The sequence below is a fragment of the Pseudomonas sp. S1_E05 genome (assembly GCF_056337105.1).
On record NZ_JBFRHM010000001.1, the window covers coordinates 2753756 to 2769647 of the forward strand.

The following is a 15892-nucleotide window of genomic DNA, read 5'->3' on the forward strand; positions in this document are numbered from 1 at the left end:
GCCATGGACCTGGAAATGAGTACTGGCTTGATCCGCGGCCTGGGCACCGTCGTGGTGTTCGTGGCCTTCGTCGGCCTGACGCTGTGGGTGTTCAACGGCAAGCGCAATCCGGAATTCGCCGAGGCGCGCCTGCTGCCGTTTGCCGATGAGCCTCAACCTGATAGCACCCAAGAACCTGTCACAAGGAGTACCCGGTCATGACCACCTTCTGGAGTACGTGGATCTGCGTACTGACCATCGGCAGCCTGATCGGCCTGACCTGGCTGCTGATCGGCACCCGCAGGGGCGAAACCAAGGGCAGCGTCGATCAGACCATGGGCCACAGCTTCGACGGCATCGAAGAGTATGACAACCCACTGCCGCAGTGGTGGTTCATGCTGTTTGCCGGCACCCTGGTGTTTTCCGTCGGCTACCTGATCCTTTACCCGGGCCTGGGCAACTGGAAAGGCATCCTGCCCGGCTACGAGAATGGCTGGACCGGCGTGAACGAATGGGAAAAGGAGATGAACAAGGCCGACGCCAAATTTGGACCGATCTTCGCCAAGTTCGCCGCCATGCCCGTGGAAGAAGTGGCCAAGGACCCGCAAGCGTTGAAAATGGGCGGTCGCCTGTTTGCCTCGAACTGCTCGGTCTGCCATGGCTCCGACGCCAAGGGCGCCTTCGGCTTCCCTAACCTGACCGACAGCATCTGGCGCTGGGGCGGTAACGCCGACACCATCAAGACCACCATCATGGGCGGACGCATCGCTGCGATGCCGGCCTGGGGTGAAATGCTCGGTGAAGCCGGTGTAAAAAACGTCGCCGCCTACGTGCGTCATGATCTGGCACGCCTGCCTTTGCCAGCTGACGACACGGCCGACCTGCAAGCCGGACAGCAAGCGTTCAGCACCATGTGCGTAGCCTGTCACGGTGCCAATGGCCAGGGTACCGAAGCCATGGGCGCGCCGAACCTGACGCAACCCGCCGGCTTCATCTACGGCACCAGCCTGGCACAACTGCAACAGACCATCCGCCATGGACGCCAAGGTCATATGCCGGCGCAGAACGAACTGCTTGGCAACGACAAGGTGCAACTGCTCGCAGCCTACGTCTACAGTCTCTCGAAAGGGGGCGAGCCGTTGAGCGACAAGTTGCAAGCTACAAGCAACAAGTAAAAGCAAAAGCACAACGCCCCGCTGTACTCAGGGCAAAGTGAACAGCTGGCGAGCCACAGGTTTTTAACTTGCAACTCGCAGCTTGCAGCTTTGCCCTGCTTCTATTTGTCGCACCCCTTCGTTAGTCCTCCTTTCAGTTCCCCCGATTCGGGTCTAAGCTTGCTCCGACACGCGATGGCAAGTGCCGGCTCGAGGTCGACCCAACCCGATGTGTGCGACGAATCTTGCGATGACAGGCCGCAAAGGCTGGTAGATACCGGCTATTGCGACCCTTGCCATCGACCACCTGATGGTCGCGTTTAAACACAGCTCGTTACATACGACCTGACCCCCGCATCGTTCCCATTCGCAACGACGTTTTCTCGTCGGGTATTTTTGACCCTACGCGGCGCATGGAAAGGCCGCAGAATCAGCGGTTGAAAGCATTGACCCAGGTCATGGCGCGTTGCAATGACCCCCCGCTTTCTCCATACTTGCGACCGATTTTTACTCCTAATAAAACACCCAAACCGTGGAACCTTAGAATGAGCACAGCAATCAGTCCGACTGCTTATAACTATAAGGTAGTCCGCCAGTTCGCCATCATGACGGTGGTCTGGGGGATCCTTGGCATGGGGCTCGGTGTCTTCATCGCCTCACAGCTCGTATGGCCGGAATTGAACTTCGGTCTGCCGTGGACGACTTTTGGACGCCTGCGCCCGCTGCACACCAACCTGGTGATTTTCGCCTTCGGTGGATGTGCACTGTTTGCCACTTCTTACTACGTCGTGCAGCGAACCTGCCAAACGCGACTGATTTCCGACAGCCTCGCAGCCTTTACCTTCTGGGGATGGCAAGCGGTGATCGTCGGCGCGATCATTACCTTGCCACTGGGTTACACCACCACCAAGGAATACGCGGAACTGGAATGGCCACTGGCTATTCTGCTGGCCATCGTCTGGGTGACCTACGGTCTGGTGTTCTTCGGCACCATCACCAAGCGCAACACCAAGCACATCTATGTCGGTAACTGGTTCTACGGCGCGTTCATCGTCGTGACGGCCATGCTGCACATCGTCAACCACGCCTCCCTGCCGGTCAGTTTCTTCAAGTCCTACTCGGCCTACTCAGGCGCGACTGACGCGATGATCCAGTGGTGGTACGGCCACAACGCCGTGGGTTTCTTCCTGACCACCGGCTTCCTGGGGATGATGTACTACTTCGTGCCGAAACAGGCCGAACGTCCGATCTACTCCTATCGCCTGTCGATCGTGCACTTCTGGGCACTGATCACCCTGTACATCTGGGCCGGTCCTCACCACCTGCACTACACCGCGCTGCCGGACTGGGCACAGTCGCTGGGCATGGCGATGTCGATCATCCTGCTGGCGCCAAGCTGGGGCGGCATGATCAACGGCATGATGACCCTCTCGGGCGCCTGGCATAAGCTGCGCACCGACCCGATCCTGCGCTTCCTCGTGGTATCGCTGGCGTTCTACGGCATGTCGACCTTCGAAGGCCCGATGATGGCGATCAAGACCGTCAACTCGCTGTCGCACTACACCGACTGGACCATCGGCCACGTACACGCCGGCGCTCTGGGCTGGGTAGCGATGATCTCGATCGGCGCGATCTACCACATGATTCCGAAACTGTTCGGCCGTGCCCAGATGCACAGTGTTGGCCTGATCAACGCGCACTTCTGGCTCGCGACCATCGGTACCGTTCTGTACATCGCTTCGATGTGGGTCAACGGCATCACCCAGGGCCTGATGTGGCGTGCAATCAACGATGACGGCACCCTCACCTACTCGTTCGTCGAAGCGCTGCAAGCCAGCCATCCTGGTTTCATCGTACGTGCCCTGGGCGGTGCGTTCTTCGCCTCCGGCATGCTGTTCATGGCCTACAACGTCTACCGTACCGTACGCGCCTCGAACCCGGTTGAAGCCAAAGCCGCCGAACAGATTGCTGTAGTTGGAGCTCACTGATGAAGCATGAAGCAGTCGAGAAGAATATTGGCCTGCTGGCCTTCTTCATGGTTATCGCCGTCAGTGTTGGCGGCCTGACCCAGATCGTTCCGCTGTTTTTCCAGGACGTTACCAACAAGCCGGTCGAAGGCATGAAGCCGCGCACCGCTCTTGAACTGGAAGGCCGCGACATTTACATCGCCAACGGTTGTGTCGGCTGCCACTCGCAGATGATCCGCCCGTTCCGTGCTGAAACCGAACGTTATGGCCACTACTCGGTCGCCGGTGAAAGCGTCTGGGACCACCCGTTCCTGTGGGGTTCCAAGCGTACCGGTCCGGACCTGGCCCGCGTCGGTGGTCGTTATTCCGATGACTGGCAACGTGCGCACTTGTACAACCCGCGCAACGTCGTGCCCGAGTCGAAAATGCCGGCCTACCCGTTCCTCGTGGAAAACAAGCTCGACGGCAAAGACACCGCCAAGAAAATGGAAGTCTTGCGTACGCTCGGCGTCCCTTACACCGACGAAGACATCGCCGGCGCTCAGGATGCTGTGAAGGGCAAAACCGAAATGGACGCGCTGGTGGCCTATCTGCAAGGCCTGGGCACCATCATCAAAAGCAAACGGTGATCTGGATGGATATCGGGATGATTCGTGGCCTGGGCACCGTCGTTGTGATGGTGGCTTTTGTGGGTCTGGCCTTGTGGGTGTTCAGCCCCAAGCGCAAGTCGGAGTTTGAAGACGCGACCTTGCTGCCTTTCGCGGATGATCCCGAAGCCATCAAGCACGTCGAGCAAGCTTCTAGGAGTAACAAAGAATGACTACATTCTGGAGTCTGTACGTCACAGTCCTCAGTCTCGGTACGATCTTTTCCCTGACCTGGCTGCTGCTGTCGACCCGCAAGGGCCAGCGCGCCGAGCAGACCGAAGAGACGGTCGGCCACTCTTTCGACGGGATCGAGGAGTACGACAACCCACTGCCGAAATGGTGGTTCATGCTGTTCGTGGGCACCATCGTTTTCGCCCTGGGTTACCTGGTGCTGTACCCGGGCCTTGGCAACTGGAAGGGCCTGCTGCCAGGATACAACTACCTGGATAACGAAAAGCAGACCGCGTTCGCCAACGGCCAGACCGGCTGGACCGGCGTTCACGAGTGGGAAAAGGAAATGGCCAAATCGGACGCCAAGTTTGGGCCGATCTTCGCCAAATTCGCTTCCATGCCGATCGAAGAAGTGGCCAAGGATCCACAAGCCCTGAAGATGGGTGGCCGCCTGTTCGCCTCCAACTGCTCGGTTTGCCACGGTTCCGACGCCAAGGGTGCCTATGGCTTCCCGAACCTGACCGACGCCGACTGGCGCTGGGGCGGCGAACCGGAAACCATCAAGACCACCATCATGGGCGGTCGTCACGCCGTGATGCCGGCCTGGGCTGAAGTGATCGGCGAGCAAGGCGTTGCGGATGTCGCTGCATTCGTGCTGACCAACCTCGATGGCCGCAAGCTGCCTGAAGGCGCGAAGGCTGATCCGGAGGCGGGCCAGAAACTGTTCGCAGCCAACTGCGTGGCGTGCCACGGCCCACAAGGAAAAGGCACGCCTGCCATGGGCGCACCTGACCTGACCCACCCAGGCGCGTTCATCTACGGCTCGAGCTTCGCTCAACTGCAGCAGACCATCCGTTACGGCCGCCAGGGCCAGATGCCTGCGCAGGAACAAATGCAGGGCAACGACAAGGTTCACCTGCTGGCCGCTTACGTCTACAGCCTGTCTCACGGTGAGAAGGCCCCGGCGCCAGACGCTCAGTAAGGCAAACGCCTGCTACAAAAAACGGCCCCGTCATTCGACGGGGCTTTTTTTTGCTTGAAACCTCCTCCACGGCGCGGGTCGAAACGACGAATGGCGGCCACTTGAATTGTTACCCGGCAGACAATGTAGTAACGTTTCTACAAATCTGTTTGCAAGGGGATACCTCCATGGCCATCACTACCCTCTCCAGCCGTGAATTCAACCAGGACACAAGTAGTGCCAAAAAAGCCACCCGTCAGGGTCCGGTAATCATCACCGACCGTGGCAGGCCGGCTCATGTACTACTAAGCATTGAGGACTACGAAAAACTCACCGGCATGAACGCCAATATCGTCGAGCTGCTGGTGATGCCCGAAGCGGCGGATATCGAATTCGAAACCGAGCGTGCCGTGATCACTCACCGCCCCGTGGACCTGACCTGATGTACCTACTCGACACCAATGTGATCTCGGAACTGCGCAAACCCCAGGCCGATGCGAACGTCGTCGCCTGGGCCAAAAGCATCCTCGCGCCACGCCTGTTTATCTCGGCCATCACATTGAAGGAACTGGAAACCGGCGTGTTGCGCATGGAGCGTCGTGACCCCGTCCAGGGGAGTGTCTTGCGGACCTGGCTCAAACGGCACGTCATGCCGGCCTTCGATGGCAGGATCCTGGCGGTGGATGCGGCCGTGGCATTGCGCTGCGCACGCCTGCATGTTCCGGATCAGGCGAACGAAAGCGACGCCCTCATCGCCGCCACTGCACTGGTGCATGGCCTGACCGTGGTCACACGCAATATCGACGACTTCAAGTCCAGCGGCGTTGAGCTGATCAACCCATGGACGGATTGAGCGTCCGCAACCGCAAAAACGTCCATAATTTCACCAGTCAATTGATACAGGTCATTACACTGTCAGTTCATTTCCACCAACGTGACCAATGGTCGCACCCTTGTGATAGAGCTACAGGGGTATCATTGCGCCACTGCAATACCCCTTTTTGACCGCGGTCGGCACGTACTGACCGGGGCATTTCTCCACTGCCGTGGGATGCAACCGATGAGCAACCAAATTCCGGTACACGACGTGACTCCACCTGCCAAGGGGGACAAAAGCGTCGACCTCTATGCCTCTCGTGAAAAAATCTACAACCGCGCCTTCACCGGGCTGTTTCGCAACTTGCGGATCATCGGTGGCGGTTTCCTGTTTCTGCTGTACTTCGGCACGGTCTGGCTGAACTGGGGCGGTCATCAGGCCGTCTGGTGGAACCTGCCGGAACGCAAATTCTTCATTTTCGGCGCCACTTTCTGGCCCCAGGACTTCATTCTGTTGTCCGGCATCCTGATCGTCAGCGCCTTCGGCCTGTTCTTCATCACCGTTTATGCAGGACGGGTCTGGTGCGGCTATTCCTGCCCGCAATTCGTCTGGACCTGGATTTTCATGTGGTGCGAAAAGGTGACCGAAGGTGACCGCAACGCACGCATCAAGTTGGACAAGGCGCCGATGAGCGCCAACAAGTTCCTGCGCAAGTTCAGCAAGCATGCCCTGTGGATTCTCATCGGTTTCGTCACCGGCATGACGTTCGTGGGTTACTTTTCGCCGATTCGCGAACTGGTGCTGGACTTCTTTACGGGCGACGCCGATGGCTGGTCCTATTTCTGGGTCGGCTTCTTCACCCTGGCCACTTACGGCAACGCGGGCTGGCTGCGCGAACAAGTGTGCATTTACATGTGCCCGTACGCACGCTTCCAGAGCGTGATGTTCGACAAGGACACCCTGATCATTTCCTACGATCCACGCCGTGGCGAAAGCCGTGGGCCGCGCAAGAAAGGCGTGGACTACAAGGCCCTGGGACTGGGGGATTGCATCGACTGCACCATGTGCGTACAGGTTTGCCCAACCGGTATCGACATTCGCGACGGCCTGCAAGTCGAATGCGTGGGTTGCGCCGCCTGCATCGACGCCTGCGATGCCATCATGGACAAAATGGACTACCCGCGCGGCCTGATCAGCTACACCACCGAACACAACCTCTCGGGGCAGAAAACCCATAAGCTGCGTCCGCGCCTGATCGGTTATGCCGTGGTGTTGCTGGCCATGATCGCCCTTCTCGCCACCGCCTTCGCGACCCGTTCGCTGGTGGGCTTCGACGTCAGCAAGGACCGCGTCCTGTACCGTGAGAACGCCGAGGGCCGAATCGAAAACGTCTACAGCCTGAAGATCATGAACAAGGATCAACGCGACCACACCTACGTACTCGAGGCCAGCGGGCTGCCGGACCTGAAGCTGCAAGGTCGACGCGAGATCAAGGTGGTCGCGGGTGACATCGTCAGCCAGCCAGTGGAACTGTCCATGGCCCCGGAAAAACTGCCATCGAGCACCAACGAGGTAAAATTCATCCTCAAGGACGCCGATGACGAGAGCATCCACGTTGAAGCCAAGAGCCGATTCATCGGCCCACAAATTCGTTGAGAGAAGTGATCATGCCCGCAGCAAATGCCGCAAGCCCCTGGTACAAGCACCTTTGGCCGTGGATCATCATTGGTATCCTCGCCTGCTCGGTGACGCTGACCTTGTCCATGGTGACCATCGCGGTGAACAACCCGGACAACCTGGTCAACGACAACTACTACGAGGCGGGCAAAGGCATCAACCGCTCCCTGGACCGCGAACTGCTGGCGCAGACTCTGCAGATGCGTGCCAGTGTGCACCTGGACGACGTGACTGGCGAAGTCGACTTGCGCCTGAGCGGTAACAGCCAGCCAAAAATCCTGGAACTGAACCTGATCTCGCCGACCCAGCCGGAGAAGGATCGCAAGATCAGCCTGGCCCGCAGCGAGACCGAACAGGGCCGCTACATCGGCCAACTGAGCGATAAAATCGAAGGTCGCCGGTTTGTCGAACTGCTGGGCGTGGAAGGCGACAAGACCTGGCGTATGTTCGAGGAAGAACTGGTCAACCATGACAAGGATCTGCTGCTGGGTGACGAGCCGCTTCAAGGTGCCGAAGACCTGAAAAAATAAAGCCGCGCTTCGCGCATTGCGGGTAAGCCCGCTCCTACAGGAGCGAGCCTGCTCGCGATGAGGACCTTCAAAACTATATAGATCCCCCATGACCAGCCCCCTTGCCTGCTATCACTGCGCCCTGCCTGTCCCAACCGGCAGCCGCTTCACCGCCGTCGTCCTCGGAGAAACCCGCGAATTCTGTTGCCCGGGCTGCCAGGCCGTGGCCGAGGCAATTGTCGCGGGTGGGCTGGAAAGCTATTACCAACACCGCAGTGAAGCCTCGGCGAACCCCGAAGCGTTGCCGGTGCAATTGATCGATGAACTGGCGCTGTACGACCGCGCCGATGTGCAAAAGCCTTTCGTACGTCACGATGGCGAACTCGCCGAAACCACGTTGTTGATGGAAGGCATCAGTTGCGCCGCCTGCGGCTGGTTGATCGAGAAACACCTGCGCAGCCTGCCCGCTGTGGCCGAGGCGCGCCTGAACCTGTCGAACCATCGCCTGCACGTGCGCTGGGCCGATGGACAACTGCCGCTGAGCCAGATGCTCAGCCAATTGCGCGAGATCGGTTACGCCGCCCACCCTTACCAGCCCGACCGAGCCAGCGAGCAGCTGGCCAGCGAGAATCGCCTGGCACTGCGCCAGCTCGGTGTGGCGGGGCTGCTATGGTTCCAGGCAATGATGGCGACCATGGCCACCTGGCCGGAATTCAATATCGATCTGAGCCCCGAACTTCACACCATCCTGCGCTGGGTCGCGATGTTCCTGACCACGCCCATCGTGTTCTACAGTTGTGCGCCGTTTTTCAAGGGCGCGATGCGCGACTTGCGCACCCGCCACCTGACCATGGACGTGTCCGTGTCGCTGGCGATTGGTTGCGCCTACCTCGCGGGGATCTGGACTTCGATCACCGGAGTCGGGGAGCTGTACTTCGACACCGTCGGCATGTTTGCCCTGTTCCTGCTCGCCGGGCGCTATCTGGAACGTCGCGCCCGGGAACGCACCGCCGCCGCTACCGCGCAACTGGTCAACCTGCTGCCCGCCTCTTGCCTGCGACTGGCGGCCGACGGCCAGAGCGAGCGCATCCTGCTCAGCGAATTGCGTGTCGGCGATCAGGTGCTGGTCCATCCTGGCGCCGTCCTGCCAGCCGACGGCAAGATCCTCGAAGGTCAATCGAGCATCGACGAATCCCTGCTGACCGGTGAATACCTGCCGCAACCGCGCTTGCCGGGCGACGCTGTCACCGCCGGCACGCTCAACGTCGAAGGCGCGCTGACCGTGGAAGTCCTCGCCCTGGGACACGACACCCGACTGTCGGCGATTGTCCGCCTGCTGGATCGGGCCCAATCGGAAAAACCCCGCCTGGCGGAGATTGCCGACCGCGCCGCGCAGTGGTTCCTGTTGCTCTCGCTGATCGCCTCGGCGGTCATCGGTGTGGTGTGGTGGGAGCTGGATTCTTCACGCGCTTTCTGGATCGTGCTGGCGATGGTCGTCGCGACGTGCCCCTGCGCCCTGTCCCTCGCCACACCCACTGCGCTCACCGCTGCCACCGGGACCCTGCACAAACTCGGACTGCTATTGACCCGCGGCCATGTGCTCGAAGGCCTGAACCAGATCGACACGGTGATTTTCGACAAGACCGGCACGCTCACCGAAGGGCGACTGGCATTGCGTTCGATACACCCGCTCGGCACATTGGGCAGCGATGATTGCCTGAGCCTTGCCGCCGCCCTGGAAAATCGCTCCGAGCACCCGATTGCCCGAGCGTTCGGCCGCGCGCCACTGGCCGCCGAGGACGTTCACAGCACTCCGGGCCTGGGCCTGGAAGGCTGGGTCGGCACGCAGCGTCTGCGCATCGGCCAGGCGGATTTTGTCTGCGAACTCAGTGGCACCGCCGCGCCGTTGATGCCCGATGAAGCCGGGCAATGGCTACTGTTGGGTGATACCGAGGGTCCGCTGGCGTGGTTCGTTCTCGATGACCGTTTGCGTGATGATGCGCCCGCGCTGATCGCTGCGTGCAAGGCTCGTGGCTGGCGCACGCTGCTGCTGTCCGGTGACAGCTCACCGATGGTCGCCAGTGTCGCCGCCGAACTGGGCATGGACGAAGCCCGCGCCGGCTTGCGCCCGGACGACAAGTTGCAAGTCCTGCAGCAATTGCACAAGGAAGGTCGCAAGGTGCTGATGCTCGGTGACGGCGTCAACGATGTTCCCGTGCTGGCCGCTGCCGACATCAGCGTGGCCATGGGTTCGGCCACGGACCTGGCGAAAACCAGTGCCGATGCCGTGTTGCTGTCCAATCGCCTCGACGCGTTGGTGCAGGCCTTCAGCCTGGCCCGGCGAACGCGCCGGATCATCGTCGAAAACCTGCTGTGGGCCGCACTGTACAATGGCCTCATGTTGCCGTTCGCCGCCCTTGGCTGGATCACGCCGGTATGGGCCGCCGTCGGCATGTCCATCAGTTCGTTGGTCGTGGTGCTGAACGCCCTGCGCCTGACTCGCCTGCCGAAATCGGCGGCCGTCAGCGCCACACCGCTATATCGCCCGCTGCCGGCCTGAGCCGCGCGGGTCTGGAGCCTTACCATGCCAGCTCTCTACGTGATGATCCCGGCGGCGCTGCTGATCGTCGGCATCGCGATCTACATCTTCTTCTGGGCAGTCGACAGTGGTCAGTACGATGACCTGGACGGCCCGGCCCACAGCATCCTCTTCGACGACCAGGACCCCAATCACACGGCGGCGGTCGACGAGGCCACGGGCCAACCGGCCAAACCGGACAACGACAAGGCGCCGCCACATGTTTGAACTGGCGCCACTGCTGGTCTCGGCGGTGATACTCGGCCTGTTGGGTGGCGGCCATTGCCTGGGCATGTGCGGCGGACTGATGGGCGCGCTGACCCTGGCCATTCCGAAAGAGCAACGCAGCCGACGCTTTCGCCTGCTCTTGGCGTACAACCTGGGGCGCATCCTCAGCTATGCCACCGCCGGCCTGCTGATCGGCCTGGGCGGCTGGGCGGTCGCGAACAGCCCGGCGGCCACCTTCATGCGCATCCTCGCGGGTTTGTTGCTGATCGCCATGGGTTTGTACCTGGCCGGCTGGTGGAGCGGCCTGACCCGTATCGAAAGCCTCGGACGCGGCCTGTGGCGGCATATCCAGCCGGTGGCGAACACATTGCTGCCAGTGTCCAGCCTGCCACGGGCCTTACTGCTGGGCGCGCTATGGGGCTGGCTGCCGTGCGGGCTGGTTTACAGCACGTTGCTGTGGTCGGCCAGCCAGGGCAATGCGCTGGACAGCGCATTGCTGATGCTCGCGTTCGGCCTGGGCACCTGGCCGGTATTGCTGGCCACCGGGCTGGCGGCGGAACGGGTCACGGCGCTGCTGCGCAAACGCAGCGTGCGCATGACCGGTGGCTTGCTGGTGATCCTGTTTGGAATCTGGACCCTGCCGGGGCCGCATCAGCATTGGTTGATGGGGCATTAAATCCCCCCATTCCTGTAGGAGCAGCCGGTCGACGCTCGATTGCTCGCGATGGCGGCGTTTCAGACGATACACACGTCGCCTGATACATCGCATCGCGAGCATGCTCGCTCCTACAGGGTTGGAGTAGACGCGCCAAATCTCGAGCGTTGACGCAAATCAAGATGCCCCAACGCCGCACCCCATAGACTCGCCGCACTGCCAGCCTATCCGGGGAATGCCCGCATGATGCTCGACGACATTCGTTGGGATACCGACCTGATCCGCCGTTACGACCTGGCGGGTCCGCGTTACACCTCCTACCCGACCGCCGTACAATTCGACGGGCATGTCGGCACCTTCGACCTGTTCCACGCCCTTCGCGAAAGCCGCAAGGCCCTGCGCCCCCTGTCGCTGTACGTGCACATCCCCTTCTGCGCGAACATTTGCTACTACTGCGCGTGCAACAAGGTCATTACCAAGGATCGCGGACGCGCCCAGCCCTATCTGCAACGCCTGGAGCAGGAAATCCAGTTGATCGCCTGTCATCTCGACCCGGCACAGAAAGTCGAGCAACTGCACTTCGGCGGCGGCACGCCGACTTTTCTCAGCCACGACGAACTGCGTCAACTGATGGCCCAGTTGCGCAAGAGCTTCAACTTGCTGGACGACGACAGCGGCGACTACGGCATCGAGATCGACCCGCGCGAGGCCGACTGGTCGACCATGGGCCTGTTGCGTGAACTGGGCTTCAATCGGGTCAGTATCGGCGTGCAGGACCTCGACCCTACCGTGCAAAGGGCGGTCAATCGCCTGCAAAGTCCGGATGAAACCCGCGCAGTGATCGAGGCGGCGCGAACCCTGCAATTTCGCTCGATCAACATCGACCTGATCTATGGCCTGCCCAAGCAAACACCGGAACACTTCGCCCGCACCGTCGAGGAAGTCATCAGCCTGCAACCCGATCGGTTGTCGGTGTTCAACTATGCGCATTTGCCAGAACGCTTCATGCCGCAACGGCGCATCGACAGCGACGAGTTGCCCACGCCTGCACAGAAACTGGAAATGCTCCAACAGACCATCGAGCAACTGACCAGGGCCGGCTACCGCTACATCGGCATGGACCACTTCGCCCTGCCCGACGACGAGCTGGCGATTGCCCAGGAAGAGTCGACCCTGCAACGCAATTTCCAGGGTTATACCACCCATGGCCATTGCGACCTGATTGGCCTGGGCGTGTCAGCCATCAGCCAGATCGGCGACCTGTACTGCCAGAACAGCAGCGACCTGAACCAATACCAGAACACCCTGGCCTCGGCGCAACTGGCCACCAACCGCGGCCTGCTGTGCACCAGCGACGATCGCGTGCGGCGCGCGATCATTCAACAGTTGATTTGCAGTTTTGAGCTGGAATTCGCCGCCATCGAACAGACTTTCAACATCGACTTTCGCGGCTACTTCGCTCCGCTGTGGCCACAATTGCAGGGCATGGCCGCAGACGGTTTGATTGAACTGAAAGAGGATCGCATCATCGTACTGCCCGCAGGACGCCTGCTGGTACGCTCGGTCTGCATGGTGTTCGACGCCTACCTGGATCAGCAAAATCGTCAGCGTTTTTCCCGGGTGATTTGAAACGGCCCCGCAGGCCCCCTCTTTGGAAAAGTTCCGTCGGACGCCCTTGATCATGATGTGACAATTCGGCACACCGCTGGCCTGAATGACTGCCGTTGAGTTACCCTTACGTCTTATGTGTGATTTCCCACAAGGATTTAAGAAATGTCCGAGCCAGTAAAACTGCGCGCTCACAACCAGGCTCATTGCAAGGATTGCAGCCTGGCCCCCCTCTGTTTACCACTTTCTCTGAATCTGGAAGACATGGATGCGCTGGACGAAATCGTTAAACGTGGCCGCCCGTTGAAAAAAGGCGAATTCCTGTTCCGCCAGGGCGACAACTTCGATTGCGTTTATGCAGTACGCTCCGGTGCGCTGAAGACATTCAGCCTGAGCGATGGCGGTGAAGAACAGCTCACCGGTTTCCATCTGCCGAGCGAGCTGGTTGGACTGTCGGGCATGGATACCGAGAAACATCCGGTCTCGGCCCAGGCACTGGAGACCACATCGGTCTGTGAAATTCCCTTTGAGCGCCTCGACGAACTGGCATTGCAACTGCCCCAACTGCGCCGTCAGTTGATGCGTGTGATGAGCCGTGAAATTCGCGACGATCAACAAATGATGCTGCTGCTGTCGAAAAAGACTGCCGACGAACGCATTGCCACCTTCCTCGTCAACCTGTCGGCACGTTTTCGGGCTCGCGGCTTTTCGGCCAACCAGTTCCGCTTGAGCATGTCGCGCAACGAAATCGGCAACTACCTGGGCCTGGCGGTGGAAACCGTGTCGCGGGTGTTCACACGTTTCCAGACGAACGAACTGATCGCTGCCGAGGGCAAGGAAATCCAGATCCTCGACCCGATCCAGCTCTGCGCTCTGGCCGGCGGCTCGCTCGAGAGCTGATGCGACGAAGGCGGCTGAGCCAAACGGTTCTGCCGCCGTTATACTGCGACGTTTGCAGCCTGCCAGGACACCTCGACGATGGTCTTCGACTCCTTCGACATCAAATCCCTGATCCGCCCGGTGATCGACTTCCCGAAACCGGGCGTCATCTTTCGTGACATCACCCCGCTCTTCCAGTCCCCCACCGCCCTGCGCCTGGTGATGGACAGCTTCGCCCACCGCTACGTCGAAGCCGACTTCACCCACATTGGTGCGATGGACGCTCGGGGTTTCCTGATTGGTTCGGTATTGGCCTATCAACTGAACAAGCCGCTGGTACTGTTTCGCAAGCAGGGCAAACTGCCGGCGGATGTACTGGCCGAAGGTTATGCGACCGAGTACGGCGAAGCCTTCCTTGAAGTGCACGCCGACAGCCTGTGCGAAGGCGACTCGGTGGTGATGTTCGATGACCTGATCGCCACAGGCGGTACGCTGATCGCAGCGGCCAACCTGATTCGGCGCATGGGGGCGCGAGTGCATGAAGCCGCGGCGATCATCGATTTGCCGGAGCTGGGTGGCTCGCAGCGCCTGGAAGACATGGGGATACCGACGTATTGCCTGACGCAGTTTGCGTTGACCGATAAGTAAGCGGCACTTGTAACGGCCCCATCCCTGTAGGAGCGAGCTTGCTCGCGATGGTAGTCGCCACACCGCGGGGGGTCAGACAGCCCGCGTTATCGTTGACCTCCATCGCGAGCAAGCTCGCTCCTACAGGGATGGCGTCGGTCGCCACACCGCAGATCAAAGCCCCATCTGCTTGCTGATGATCTCGTTCATCACTTCCCGCGTCCCCCCGCCAATCGACAGTATCCGGTTATCACGGTACAACCGCTCCACCAGACTCTCGCGCATGTAACCCAGACCACCCAGGATCTGCACGGCATCGTTGACGATCCGGTCCGCCGTGTCGGTGGCGAAGTTCTTGGCCATGGAGATCTCCTTGATCACGCTCTGCCCCGCCGCCATTTTTGCTGCCTGCCGATACGTGAACTCCCTTGAGACTTCCAGCGCCGTCGCCATCTCCGCCAGGCGATGCTTGATCACCTGGAACTTGCCAATGGGCTTGCCGAACGCTTCGCGCTGACGCGCCCACTTCAAGCTTTCTTCCAGCGCCAGTTGCGCGGTCATGTTGGCCATCAGCGCCAGCGCCAGGCGTTCACTCTGGAAGTTGCCCATGATGCAGGCAAACCCCATGTTCTCGCCGCCAATCAGATGACCCACGGGCACCCTGCAATCGTCGAAGAAAAGCTCGGCGGTGTCCGAGGCCCACCACCCCATTTTCTTCAGTGACCGCCCGACAGTGAAGCCAGGGGTGCCCTTCTCGATGAGCAACAGGCTGATGCCGGCGAAACCCGGTTCGCCCGTGCGTACCGCCACCGTGTAGAAATCGGCGCTCACGCCACTGGTGATAAAGGTCTTGCTGCCATTGACCCGGTAGAAATCGCCGTCCCGTACGGCACGGGTCTGCAGGTTGGCGACGTCAGAGCCTCCACCGGGTTCGGTGACGGCCAGAGCGCTGATTTTTTCGCCGGACAACACCTGCGGCACGACACGGTCACGGACATCGGCCCGGGCCCACTTGAGGATAGGCGGCAGGCCGATGTCCAGCGATCCCAGCCCTGCCACCAGCCCGCCCGAGCCACAGCGCATCAGCTCTTCGCTGGCGGCGACTTTGGCGAACAGATCGCCCTCATGACTGCCACCGAACCTTTCCGGGTAACCGATGCCCAGAATCCCCGCCGCACCGGCCTTGAGGTAAAGCTCACGGGGAAAGCCCTCGGCCTCCTCCCATTGATCGATGCCCGGGAGAATCTCGCGTTCGACGAAGCGTCGGACGCTGTCACGGATCATTTGGTGGTTGGGGTCGAAGTATTCCTGGAAAGCAGGCATCGGCGAACTCCGCTGAAGGGGTTCGCCGAAGTTAACCGAGCGCTTGCTTGGTTTTCAACCAGAATGTGCGGGTCAGACAGACATCGCGGGCAAGCCCGCTCCTACAGGGCAT

17 protein-coding genes are annotated in these 15892 nt (G+C 60.5%); 16 read left to right on the plus strand and 1 reads right to left on the minus strand.

Going from position 1 to position 15892, the window contains the following annotated elements:
- Window positions 1–3: 3 nt before the first annotated feature.
- From AB4N33_RS12715 to AB4N33_RS12790, 16 genes are all read left to right on the plus strand, one after another.
- Window positions 4–201: a cbb3-type cytochrome oxidase subunit 3 gene (locus AB4N33_RS12715; RefSeq protein WP_460116900.1), complete on the plus strand. Its 198-nt coding sequence runs from the start codon at window positions 4–6 to the stop codon at window positions 199–201.
- Window positions 198–1154, plus strand: coding sequence for a cytochrome-c oxidase, cbb3-type subunit III (gene ccoP / locus AB4N33_RS12720; RefSeq protein ID WP_476457463.1), 957 nt, complete (start codon window positions 198–200; stop codon window positions 1152–1154). Before AB4N33_RS12715 ends, ccoP (AB4N33_RS12720) begins: the two co-directional genes overlap by 4 nt.
- Window positions 1155–1678: 524 nt before the next feature.
- A complete protein-coding gene (ccoN, locus tag AB4N33_RS12725; RefSeq protein ID WP_460116902.1) occupies window positions 1679–3121 on the plus strand; it encodes a cytochrome-c oxidase, cbb3-type subunit I in 1443 nt (480 codons plus the stop codon).
- Window positions 3121–3729, plus strand: coding sequence for a cytochrome-c oxidase, cbb3-type subunit II (ccoO, locus tag AB4N33_RS12730; RefSeq protein ID WP_460116903.1), 609 nt, complete (start codon window positions 3121–3123; stop codon window positions 3727–3729). Before ccoN ends, ccoO begins: the two co-directional genes overlap by 1 nt.
- 5 nt (window positions 3730–3734) lie before the next feature.
- Entirely contained in the window at window positions 3735–3920 is a 186-nt protein-coding gene (locus AB4N33_RS12735) for a CcoQ/FixQ family Cbb3-type cytochrome c oxidase assembly chaperone (RefSeq protein ID WP_032831505.1), read from the plus strand.
- Window positions 3917–4900 (plus strand): cytochrome-c oxidase, cbb3-type subunit III, encoded by a 984-nt coding sequence (gene ccoP, locus AB4N33_RS12740; RefSeq protein WP_460139832.1) that lies wholly within the window; start codon window positions 3917–3919, stop codon window positions 4898–4900. The genes AB4N33_RS12735 and ccoP (AB4N33_RS12740) overlap by 4 nt, the downstream gene beginning before the upstream one ends.
- A 167-nt stretch (window positions 4901–5067) precedes the next feature.
- Window positions 5068–5322, plus strand: coding sequence for a type II toxin-antitoxin system Phd/YefM family antitoxin (locus tag AB4N33_RS12745; protein WP_460116905.1), 255 nt, complete (start codon window positions 5068–5070; stop codon window positions 5320–5322).
- Window positions 5322–5732, plus strand: coding sequence for a PIN domain-containing protein (locus tag AB4N33_RS12750; RefSeq protein ID WP_476457464.1), 411 nt, complete (start codon window positions 5322–5324; stop codon window positions 5730–5732). The genes AB4N33_RS12745 and AB4N33_RS12750 overlap by 1 nt, the downstream gene beginning before the upstream one ends.
- Window positions 5733–5939: 207 nt before the next feature.
- Window positions 5940–7352 (plus strand): cytochrome c oxidase accessory protein CcoG, encoded by a 1413-nt coding sequence (gene ccoG / locus AB4N33_RS12755; RefSeq protein WP_476457465.1) that lies wholly within the window; start codon window positions 5940–5942, stop codon window positions 7350–7352.
- Window positions 7353–7363: 11 nt separating this feature from the next.
- Window positions 7364–7903, plus strand: a complete 540-nt coding sequence (locus AB4N33_RS12760) for a FixH family protein (RefSeq protein WP_460139835.1) — start codon at window positions 7364–7366, stop codon at window positions 7901–7903.
- Window positions 7904–7991: 88 nt separating this feature from the next.
- Entirely contained in the window at window positions 7992–10442 is a 2451-nt protein-coding gene (locus tag AB4N33_RS12765) for a heavy metal translocating P-type ATPase (protein WP_476457466.1), read from the plus strand.
- A 24-nt stretch (window positions 10443–10466) separates the two neighbouring features.
- Entirely contained in the window at window positions 10467–10688 is a 222-nt protein-coding gene (gene ccoS, locus AB4N33_RS12770; protein WP_476457467.1) for a cbb3-type cytochrome oxidase assembly protein CcoS, read from the plus strand.
- Window positions 10681–11364, plus strand: a complete 684-nt coding sequence (locus tag AB4N33_RS12775) for a sulfite exporter TauE/SafE family protein (RefSeq protein WP_476457468.1) — start codon at window positions 10681–10683, stop codon at window positions 11362–11364. Before ccoS ends, AB4N33_RS12775 begins: the two co-directional genes overlap by 8 nt.
- 225 nt (window positions 11365–11589) lie before the next feature.
- The gene (gene hemN, locus AB4N33_RS12780; RefSeq protein ID WP_476458816.1) at window positions 11590–12972 is read left to right on the plus strand and encodes an oxygen-independent coproporphyrinogen III oxidase; all 1383 of its coding nucleotides are present in this window, start codon (window positions 11590–11592) and stop codon (window positions 12970–12972) included.
- 144 nt (window positions 12973–13116) lie between these two features.
- The gene (gene fnr, locus AB4N33_RS12785) at window positions 13117–13851 is read left to right on the plus strand and encodes a fumarate/nitrate reduction transcriptional regulator Fnr (RefSeq protein ID WP_476457469.1); all 735 of its coding nucleotides are present in this window, start codon (window positions 13117–13119) and stop codon (window positions 13849–13851) included.
- 78 nt (window positions 13852–13929) lie between these two features.
- Complete coding sequence (locus AB4N33_RS12790) at window positions 13930–14478, plus strand: adenine phosphoribosyltransferase (RefSeq protein WP_368553529.1); 549 nt, start codon at window positions 13930–13932, stop codon at window positions 14476–14478.
- Between the two features lie 153 nt (window positions 14479–14631).
- Here AB4N33_RS12790 and AB4N33_RS12795 read toward each other — a convergent pair whose 3' ends face one another.
- Window positions 14632–15780, minus strand: coding sequence for an acyl-CoA dehydrogenase family protein (locus tag AB4N33_RS12795; RefSeq protein WP_476457470.1), 1149 nt, complete (start codon window positions 15778–15780; stop codon window positions 14632–14634).
- Window positions 15781–15892: the final 112 nt, after the last annotated feature.

What these genes read in the sequence shown, in the direction of transcription:
- AB4N33_RS12715 (WP_460116900.1), top strand. Translation starts at nt 4, where the DNA reads ATGGACCTGGAAATGAGTACTGGCTTGATCCGCGGCCTGGGCACCGTC.
- ccoP (WP_476457463.1), top strand. Translation starts at nt 198, where the DNA reads ATGACCACCTTCTGGAGTACGTGGATCTGCGTACTGACCATCGGCAGC.
- ccoN (WP_460116902.1), top strand. Translation starts at nt 1,679, where the DNA reads ATGAGCACAGCAATCAGTCCGACTGCTTATAACTATAAGGTAGTCCGC.
- ccoO (WP_460116903.1), top strand. Translation starts at nt 3,121, where the DNA reads ATGAAGCATGAAGCAGTCGAGAAGAATATTGGCCTGCTGGCCTTCTTC.
- AB4N33_RS12735 (WP_032831505.1), top strand. Translation starts at nt 3,735, where the DNA reads ATGGATATCGGGATGATTCGTGGCCTGGGCACCGTCGTTGTGATGGTG.
- ccoP (WP_460139832.1), top strand. Translation starts at nt 3,917, where the DNA reads ATGACTACATTCTGGAGTCTGTACGTCACAGTCCTCAGTCTCGGTACG.
- AB4N33_RS12745 (WP_460116905.1), top strand. Translation starts at nt 5,068, where the DNA reads ATGGCCATCACTACCCTCTCCAGCCGTGAATTCAACCAGGACACAAGT.
- AB4N33_RS12750 (WP_476457464.1), top strand. Translation starts at nt 5,322, where the DNA reads ATGTACCTACTCGACACCAATGTGATCTCGGAACTGCGCAAACCCCAG.
- ccoG (WP_476457465.1), top strand. Translation starts at nt 5,940, where the DNA reads ATGAGCAACCAAATTCCGGTACACGACGTGACTCCACCTGCCAAGGGG.
- AB4N33_RS12760 (WP_460139835.1), top strand. Translation starts at nt 7,364, where the DNA reads ATGCCCGCAGCAAATGCCGCAAGCCCCTGGTACAAGCACCTTTGGCCG.
- AB4N33_RS12765 (WP_476457466.1), top strand. Translation starts at nt 7,992, where the DNA reads ATGACCAGCCCCCTTGCCTGCTATCACTGCGCCCTGCCTGTCCCAACC.
- ccoS (WP_476457467.1), top strand. Translation starts at nt 10,467, where the DNA reads ATGCCAGCTCTCTACGTGATGATCCCGGCGGCGCTGCTGATCGTCGGC.
- AB4N33_RS12775 (WP_476457468.1), top strand. Translation starts at nt 10,681, where the DNA reads ATGTTTGAACTGGCGCCACTGCTGGTCTCGGCGGTGATACTCGGCCTG.
- hemN (WP_476458816.1), top strand. Translation starts at nt 11,590, where the DNA reads ATGCTCGACGACATTCGTTGGGATACCGACCTGATCCGCCGTTACGAC.
- fnr (WP_476457469.1), top strand. Translation starts at nt 13,117, where the DNA reads ATGTCCGAGCCAGTAAAACTGCGCGCTCACAACCAGGCTCATTGCAAG.
- AB4N33_RS12790 (WP_368553529.1), top strand. Translation starts at nt 13,930, where the DNA reads ATGGTCTTCGACTCCTTCGACATCAAATCCCTGATCCGCCCGGTGATC.
- AB4N33_RS12795 (WP_476457470.1), bottom strand. Translation starts at nt 15,780, where the DNA reads ATGCCTGCTTTCCAGGAATACTTCGACCCCAACCACCAAATGATCCGT.